Origin of the sequence: Streptomyces sp. NEAU-W12, from assembly GCF_026242095.1 — a bacterium.
In the GTDB taxonomy this organism is placed as follows: Bacteria; Actinomycetota; Actinomycetes; order Streptomycetales; family Streptomycetaceae; genus Streptomyces.
This window is the reverse complement of sequence record NZ_JAPJDM010000013.1, coordinates 93070-101399: the sequence shown is the minus strand read 5'-3', so window position 1 is coordinate 101399 and position 8330 is coordinate 93070. Positions and strand designations below refer to the sequence as shown.

7 protein-coding genes are annotated in these 8330 nt (G+C 72.8%); 2 read left to right on the top strand and 5 right to left on the bottom strand.

From position 1 onward, the window contains the following. The first annotated feature begins 315 nt into the window (after window positions 1–315). Window positions 316–1476, top strand: coding sequence for a M48 family metallopeptidase (locus tag ORI94_RS18185; protein ID WP_266076697.1), 1161 nt, complete (start codon window positions 316–318; stop codon window positions 1474–1476). 33 nt (window positions 1477–1509) lie between these two features. Here ORI94_RS18185 and ORI94_RS18180 read toward each other — a convergent pair whose 3' ends face one another. From ORI94_RS18180 to proB, 5 genes are all read right to left on the bottom strand, one after another. Continuing rightward, on the bottom strand, window positions 1510–2580 hold the full coding sequence (locus ORI94_RS18180) for a hypothetical protein (RefSeq protein ID WP_266076695.1): 1071 nt from the start codon (window positions 2578–2580) through the stop codon (window positions 1510–1512). A 132-nt stretch (window positions 2581–2712) separates the two neighbouring features. Further along, window positions 2713–3321, bottom strand: coding sequence for a hypothetical protein (locus ORI94_RS18175; protein ID WP_266076693.1), 609 nt, complete (start codon window positions 3319–3321; stop codon window positions 2713–2715). A 64-nt stretch (window positions 3322–3385) separates the two neighbouring features. Further along, window positions 3386–4672, bottom strand: coding sequence for a glutamate-5-semialdehyde dehydrogenase (locus ORI94_RS18170; RefSeq protein WP_266076690.1), 1287 nt, complete (start codon window positions 4670–4672; stop codon window positions 3386–3388). A 121-nt stretch (window positions 4673–4793) separates the two neighbouring features. Further along, entirely contained in the window at window positions 4794–5261 is a 468-nt protein-coding gene (locus ORI94_RS18165) for a hypothetical protein (protein ID WP_266076688.1), read from the bottom strand. Between the two features lie 136 nt (window positions 5262–5397). Further along, the gene (proB, locus tag ORI94_RS18160) at window positions 5398–6525 is read right to left on the bottom strand and encodes a glutamate 5-kinase (RefSeq protein WP_266076685.1); all 1128 of its coding nucleotides are present in this window, start codon (window positions 6523–6525) and stop codon (window positions 5398–5400) included. Between the two features lie 190 nt (window positions 6526–6715). Here proB and ORI94_RS18155 point away from each other — a divergent pair, with 190 nt between their 5' ends. Next, on the top strand, window positions 6716–8170 hold the full coding sequence (locus ORI94_RS18155) for a polysaccharide pyruvyl transferase family protein (RefSeq protein WP_266076682.1): 1455 nt from the start codon (window positions 6716–6718) through the stop codon (window positions 8168–8170). The last annotated feature ends 160 nt before the right edge of the window (window positions 8171–8330 follow it).

Sequence of the window (8330 nt, the reverse complement as noted above, 5' to 3'; positions counted from 1 at the left end):
CCCGCGGCGGGGGCCCCCGCCCCGCCCCCCCGGGCCCGCGGGGGCCCCGGGGCCCGGCCGGCTCAGGCAACCATCCGGCGGTCCTGGTCGTCCTTCCCGGGGAGCCGGGCGGCTCGGTGACCGTGCTCCACGCGCGGCCTCCCGGCCGTGCCGCTCTTGCGCTCCACCGGTCTGCCGGTCCACGCCTTCTCCGCCTAGGCTGGGCTTCGCCCGGGGCGGGTGAAGGAACGAACAGAGGACCGCCGAGGGACCGTACTGGCAACCGCGCAGGTCGCAAGGGACCGCGAAGGTCACACAGACGCACATGGGGGACACATGTCCGACGGCCATCAGCACAACGGGCACGAGAAGGTGCCGAGCAGGCAGCGCAGGCGCTTCCCCGGAATCTCCTCGCGTGCGTACGAACACCCCGCCGACCGCTCCGCCCTGGTGGCGCTGCGCAAGCTGACCGGTTTCGACACGGTCTTCAAGGCCCTGAGCGGTCTGCTGCCCGAGCGCAGCCTGCGGCTGCTCTTCCTGTCCGACTCGGTGCGCGTCTCGGAACGCCAGTTCGCGCACCTCAACGTCATGCTGCGGGACGCCTGCTACATCCTGGACCTGGAGAAGGTCCCGCCGATGTACGTGAACCAGGACCCGACGCCGAACGCGATGTGCATCGGCCTGGACGAGCCGATCATCGTGGTCACCACGGGTCTGGTCGAGCTGCTCGACGAGGAGGAGATGCGGGCCGTCGTCGGGCACGAGGTCGGGCACGCGCTGTCCGGGCACTCGGTGTACCGGACCATCCTGCTGTTCCTGACGTCCCTCGCGGTGCGGGTGGCGTGGATCCCGCTGGGCAGCGTCGCGGTCATGGCGATCGTGACGGCGCTGCGCGAGTGGTTCCGCAAGTCGGAGCTGTCCGCGGACCGGGCGGGGCTGCTGGTCGGTCAGGACCTCCAGGCCTCGATGCGCGGTCTGATGAAGATCGCCGGTGGCAACCACCTGCACGAGATGAACGTCGACGCGTTCCTGGAGCAGGCCGAGGAGTACGACGCCGGGGGCGACCTGCGCGACTCCGTGCTGAAGATCCTCAACGTGCTGCCCCGCTCCCACCCGTTCACCACCGTGCGGGCCGCAGAGCTGAAGAAGTGGGCGGAGAGCCGCGACCACCAGCGGGTCATGGACGGCCACTACCCGCGCCGCGACGAGGACAAGGACACCTCGGTACGGGACTCCTGGCGCGACTCCGCGACCAGTTATGCCGGTGACGTGAAGAACTCCAGGGACCCGCTGATGAAGCTGGTCAGCGACATCGCGGGCGGCGCCGGGGACCTGGGCGGCCGGGTCCGTCGCGGCTTCGGCGGCTTCACGTCCCCGGGCCCGAAGCCCGCGCAGGGCCCGGACGGGTCCCGGGGAACCGAGGGCGGCCCGCAGGAGCCGGGTACCTCGTCGGGCCCGGACACCGGGGACGACCGGCCGCCGCGCGACGGTTCCTGAGGCACGGGCACCACGGACCTCCGCGTCCGGACGTCACACCGTGGGCCGGGCCCCCGACGCCAGCGAGCCGCACAGGGCCCGGGGGCCGCCCGTGGCGTACGGGTCGGTGCCGGCGGGGCCGCCCTCCTTGGCCGTGCCGCCCGCCAGCAGGGGGCGCAGATGGCCCGCGGAGTCCTCGGCGCAGGACAGCGGGCCGGCCTGGACGTGGGAGGCGACGAGCTGTGCCTGGTGCAGGCGCAGGTCCTCGCGGTCGAAGCGGAAGTGCAGCTCGCGCCGGACGGTGAAGAGCGACACCCGGGCCCCCGGGTCCGCGCCGGCCGGCCGCAGCGCGTACACCGAGGTGTGGTCCGCGGTGACCTCGAGGATGCCGGAGTCGGCCTCGGACGCCCGCAGGGTGCCCTGGACCCGGATCCTGCGGTCGGCCAGCTCCGCGCGGGAGGGGTCGAAGCGGACGAGCCATCCGGTGGGCGAGTGCCGTCCGTCGGGGGCCGGCCGCCTGAAGCTCCGGTCGAACTGGTCCTGCTGGTCGGCGTCGAGCAGGACGCGTACGGCGCGGGTCTCCCCTCCGGTCAGCACCTCGGGGTCGAGCGCGGACCGGACGATGTAGTCCTTCGCGGTGAGCAGCGCCGTCACGACCTGTCCGTCCGAGAAGTGCGCGGTGTTCCGGGACGCCGGGAGCGTCACTCCCTCGGCGCCGATGCGGAACTGCGCCGCCGGACTACTGTCGTACAGACGTTCGGGATCGGTGGTGCCGGGCACCTTGCCCTCGGGAGCGAGCGGGATCACGGTCATGCGCAGCGGCTCGGCGGCCGCCCAGACCGCGGGCGTCCGGTAGGGATGCCGTACGCCCATGTAGACGGCGGTGCCGAAGGCCACGGCGATCAGCACCACGAGGACCAGCACCTGCCGGGACAGGCCCCGGCGCCGGGGCGGCCGGCGGCGTACGGCGGGGGTGTGGTCGGTGATGCGCTCCTGGGCGGAGAACTCCTGGAGGCGGGCAGCACGGACGAAGGTCTCGTCGAAGACGACGGACCGGTACTCGTCCTCGCCGCCTCCGGGGGTCCCCTCGGGTGGCCCTCCGGGCGGGTCCGCAGGCCCTGTCATATCTTCAGAGTAGGTCGCGGTGGGCTCGCGCAAACGCCCTGGCGTGCGTCAGGTCGTGACGGGGTCCCGCCCCGGCCGGTGCCCTGGGCGGGACCTGCCGTCGGGCCTGCCGTCACACCTGCCGGTGACCGGTCAGGGGGTGCTCGGGATCACCGGGACGTCCGGCTGGGAGTAGTCGGCGGAGGCGGACGGAGCCGCGCCCCCGCCGCCCTGTTCCAGGCCGGTCGAGGCGGGCGGTGACACCGGGTCCCGCCGGTTGTCGGCGGAGGACCCCCGGTAGACGGCCGAGAAGGCGAGCGCGACCGTGCCGATGCCCATGACGAGGGCGAGCACCCAGGCGACCGGGCGGTGCCAGCGGACCGGTCTGCCGTAGGGCCGCCCGGTGAAGCCGCGGCCCTCCCCGGGGGTGCCGGTCCCGTCGTCCGGGTCGCCGGAGTCGTCGCTCCGGCGGCGGTCGTACCGCCCCCGGCCCCCGTCGTCGTACCGCTCGGTCTTCGGGCGGGCACGGTGGGCCTCGGCCTCCGAGGCCTCTGCTCTGGCCCGGGCGGCGGCAAGGAGGCGTTCGACGGCGGTCGGCTCGTGGACCACGGCCGCGCCGATGAAGGCCTCGTCGAACACCACGGAGTCGAACTCTTCGTCCGACACTCCGCGGTCGTGGTCGTCGTCGGGCTCCCCGCCGTCAGGGAACGGCGTGCCCCCCACGTCCTCCGGCACCTCTCCAGAGTAGACCCGGGGGGTCAATTTGGTCAGACGGTACGGATATTCGTCCCGCTGCCCCGGAGCCCGGGGCGGCGGGCCGACGGGGTCAGCGGCGGACGTGTCCGTCGCCGGTGACGATGTACTTGGTGCTGGTCAGCTCCGGCAGCCCCATCGGCCCCCGGGCGTGCAGCTTCTGGGTGGAGATGCCGATCTCCGCGCCGAAGCCGAACTGGCCGCCGTCGGTGAACCGGGTCGAGGCGTTGACGGCGACGGTGGTGGAGTCCACCAGCTGGGTGAACCGGCGGGCCGCCGGCTGCGAGGTGGTGACGATGGCCTCGGTGTGGCCGGAGCTCCACAGCCGGATGTGCTCCACGGCCCGGTCGAGCGAGTCGACGACGGCCGCGGCGATGTCGAGGGAGAGGTACTCGGTCTCCCAGTCCTCCGTGGTGGCCTCCACGACCGTCGCCGCGGAGTCCTTGGCGTACGCCATCACCCGTTCGTCGGCGTGCACGGTGACCCCGGCCCCGGCCAGGGCGTCCAGGGCGCGCGGCAGGAACGCGGGAGCGATGTCCTGGTGGACCAGGAGGGTCTCGGCGGCGTTGCAGACGCCGACCCGCTGGGCCTTGGAGTTGATCAGGATCTCCACGGCGGTGTCGAGGTCGGCGTGGGCGTCGACGTAGACGTGGCAGTTGCCGGTGCCGGTCTCGATGACCGGGACGACCGACTCCTGGACGACCGTGTTGATCAGGGAGGCGCCACCGCGCGGGATGAGGACGTCGACCAGGCCGCGGGCGCGCATCAGGTCGCGCACGCTGTCCCTGCCCTCGCCGGGCACCATCTGCACGGCGTCGGCGGGCAGCCCGGCGCCGCCCACGGCGTCGCGCACCACCCTGACCAGCGCGGTGTTCGACCGGTACGCGGAGGACGAGCCGCGCAGCAGGACCGCGTTGCCGGACTTCAGGCACAGGGCGGCGGCGTCGACCGTGACGTTGGGGCGGCCCTCGTAGATGATCCCGACGACGCCGAGCGGCACCCGGACCTGCCGGAGGTCGATGCCGTTGGGCAGGGTGGAGCCGCGGACGACCTCGCCGACCGGGTCGGGCAGCGCGGCCACGTCCCGCACGTCGGAGGCGATCGCGCGCACCCGCTCCGGGGTGAGGGTGAGCCGGTCGATCATGCCCTCGCCGATGCCGGCCTCGCGCGCCTTGGCGACGTCCTGGGCGTTGGCCTCGACGATCTCGCCCGCCCGGACCTCCAGCGCGTCCGCGACGGCGAGCAGCGCGTCGTCCTTCGCCGCGCGCGGCAGCGGCGCGAGGGTGGCGGCGGCCCCCCTGGCCCGGTAGGCGGCCTGGTCGACCGGGGACATCGAGTCGTACGGCGAAAGCGTGGTCATGAGGGAAGGGTAGTGCGGCCGGGGGGCCGGACCACCGTCGTCCCGAACCCCGAGACACGGGGCCCGTCGCCGCCGGCGCAGGGGCCCGTCGCCTCGCGGAGGGCCGGACCGGCCCCTCGTGTCAGAACGGGTGCACCCCCACCGGCGTCGCCGGCGCCGGTCCGTAGCCCGCGGCGATGCGCTGGTGGTAGGTGGCCCGGTCGATGACCTCCAGGCCGACGATCTCCCAGGGCGGCAGTCCCGCGGTCTGCCGGTGCTCGCCCCACAGCCGCAGCGCCACGGCGGCGGCGTCGTGCAGGTCGCGGGCCTCCTCCCAGTAGCGGATCTCCGCGTGGTCCTCGGCATAGCGGCTGGTCAGCAGGAAGGGGTGGTCGTGGGCGAGCTGTTCCAGGGCGCGGCGGACCTCGGCGATCGGGGCCCGGCCGCCGGAGACGCTGAGGGTGACGTGCCACAGGCGCGGGAGGTCGTGGGGCTCGCCGACCAGGCACCGGTCGCCCGCCGCGACGCTGGTCAGGGCGCGTTCCTCACCGGCCGCGCGGGAGCCGACACCACCGCGGGACGTCGTCGTCCCAGGGCGCACTCGTCTCACGACGGCCTCCTTCACGCACAGGCCGGCCCCGGTGGCCGGGCGGATGTGTCCCTGGGACAAAGTTGAGCAGGCCGCCGGGCGTCGTGGGGCGGTTTCACGGAACGTCCACCACGGGGAGACGGATGATCCGGCACGTTTACGGGTGCAGGACCACCAGATCGTCCCTGTGTACGACCTCGCGTTCGTACGCGGGACCGAGATCGCGGGCGAGGTCGCGGGTGGAGCGGCCGATCAGCCGGGGGATCTCCTTGGCGTCGAAGTTGACCAGGCCGCGGGCCACCGGCCGCCCCGCGCGGTCCCGCAGCTCGACCGGGTCGCCCGCGCCGAAATCGCCCTCGACACCCGCGATCCCGGCCGGCAGCAGCGACTTGCGGTGCTCCACGACCGCGCGCACCGCGCCGTCGTCGAGGGTGAGCGAGCCCTGCGGGGTGGACGCGTGCTGGAGCCAGAGCAGCCGGCCGGCGGAGCGCCGGCCGGTGGGGTGGAAGTAGGTACCGGTGTCCGCACCGGCGAGGGCGTCACCCGCGTGGACGGTGCTGGTCAGCACGACCGGGACGCCCGCGGCGGCGGCGATCCGGGCGGCCTCGACCTTGGTGGCCATGCCGCCGGTGCCGACGCCCGCCTTCCCGGCGCTGCCGATCTCGACGTGGGCGAGGTCCTCGGGGCCCCGCACCTGCGCGATCCGCACGGTGCCGGGCCGGGCGGGGTCGCCGTCGTACACGCCGTCCACGTCGGACAGCAGGACCAGCAGGTCGGCCTGGACCAGGTGGGCGACGAGGGCGGCGAGGCGGTCGTTGTCGCCGAAGCGGATCTCGTCGGTGGCGACGGTGTCGTTCTCGTTGACGACCGGGAAGGCGCCCATCGCGAGCAGCTTGTCGAGGGTGCGGGAGGCGTTGCGGTGGTGGGCGCGGCGGCTCATGTCGTCGGAGGTGAGCAGCACCTGGCCGGCGCGGACGCCGTAGCGGGCGAAGGAGGCGGTGTAGCGGGCCATCAGCAGGCCCTGGCCGACGCTGGCGGCGGCCTGCTGGCGGGCGAGGTCGCGCGGCCTCCGGGTGAGACCCAGCGGGGCGAGCCCGGCGGCGATGGCGCCGGAGGAGACGAGGACGAGTTCGCGCTCTCCCCCACTGCGGACTTTCGCGAGGACGTCGACGAGCGCGTCGACCCGGTCGGCGTCCAGTCCGCCCGCCGCGGTCGTCAGCGACGAGGACCCGACCTTGACGACGATCCTGCGGGCCTCGCCCACGGCCTGCCTTGCCCCTGCCACTGTGCCGCCCGTCCCCTCACGCCGTTCGGTCGCCTCGCCCGGCAATCTACGCGAAGCGGGGCGGGGCACGCCCGGCGGTCCAGCCTCCGGACACCCCGTCGTGACCGCTCCCTCACGGACCGCGCATGTGAAAAAGATTGCATTGGTTGCCTATAGAAATAAAAGCTTCCGGAAACATATTGTGAACTCCGTGTCACCCAACGCTTCTCGCATACAGCGCATCCTCCTCAGGTCGGGGAAGAGCCCCTACGACGTCTTCTCGGTCGAGGAAGCCCTCCACCGCGACGTCATCGCCAGCAACGCGGGCAACCTGATCTTCAGCGACGCCACGCACAAGATCCTCGAGACACCGCACACCACGGTGGTCTCCAACGGCATCCGGGCCGACGGGACTCCCGCGGGACGCATCAACGAGGAGTACGACGCCTTCGTCGTACCGCTCGCCAATGCCTTCCGGCCGTCCTTCGAACCGAGTCTGCGGCGGCTGACGCGGCTGATCAGCCAGTTGAAGATCCCGGTGGTCGTCGTCGGCATCGGCGCGCAGGCGGGTCTCGACTACGACCCGGCGCGGCTGAAGCCGATGGAGCCGTCGGTGCGCGAGTTCGTCTCCGCCGTGCTGGACCGCAGCGCCTCGATCGGTGTGCGCGGCGAGTTCACCGAGAAGTACCTGAACGACCTGGGCTTCAAGGACGTCGAGGTCATCGGCTGTCCCTCGCTGTTCATGTACGGCAAGGAACTCGGCGTACGGAAGCGTGCGCAGGAGCTGACCGCGGACTCCCGCATAGCGGTCAACGGTTCGCACAACGCGGTCCGCAACCAGGGCCTGGACCGGGTCATCACCCGCACCCACGCCCGCTACCCGAACCTGCGGTTCATAGGCCAGAACCTCAGCGACGCGATGCAGCTGCACTGGCGGGACCTGTCCGACCCGAACGGGAAGGTCACCGGGATGCCGACGCACCCCGAGCACCCGATGTACCGGGAGGGCAAGGCCCGCGTCTACATCGACCCGGTGACCTGGATCGACGACCTGCGGGACTTCGACTTCTCCTTCGGTTCCCGCATCCACGGCAACATCGCGGCGCTGCTGGCCGGTACGCCCGCCAACGTGCTGTGCTCGGACTCGCGCACGCTGGAGCTGTGCCGCTACTTCGAGATCCCGCACCACACCCTCGACAAGCTGCCCGAGGACATCGATCCGGCGCGGCTGTACGAGGAGACCGACCTCGGCGCGCTCACCGGCAACCACCAGGAGCGGTTCGAGCGGTTCACGTCGTTCCTCGACCGCAACGGGCTGGACAACACGTTCACGCACGGCGACGGTGGCGCGGCCCACGAGAAGAAGCTGCGCTCGCTGGACTTCCCCGACGGTGTCCGCCCGTGGACCGAGACCGACCCGGCCTCGCTCGTCGCGCGCTTCGGCTGGCTGCACACCCGGGTCAGTGAACTGGGCGCGGACAACGCCAGGCTGAAGAAGGAACTGGCCGCCGTCAAGGCGAAGAGCAAGTCCGCGGCCAAGACGGGGACCAAGACCGGCGCCGCGAAGACCACCGTGGTCGCCCCCGCCTCCGGCTCGGTGTACCGCAGGGCCCGCCGGGTCGTGGGCCGCCCGCTGCGACGCGCCCTCCAGGGCGGGCGCAGGTAGGGCCGGCCCTTCGGGGACCCCGGGTCCTCCCGGGGCCCCACAGCAGGCGGTCACTCCACACGTTGCGGACACGCGCGTGTCGTCCGGACGTCGGTACGCGTTAACCCGGACGTCCGTGTCTGCGACGTCCCCTGGAGTGACCGCGTGCCCCTGCCCCTGT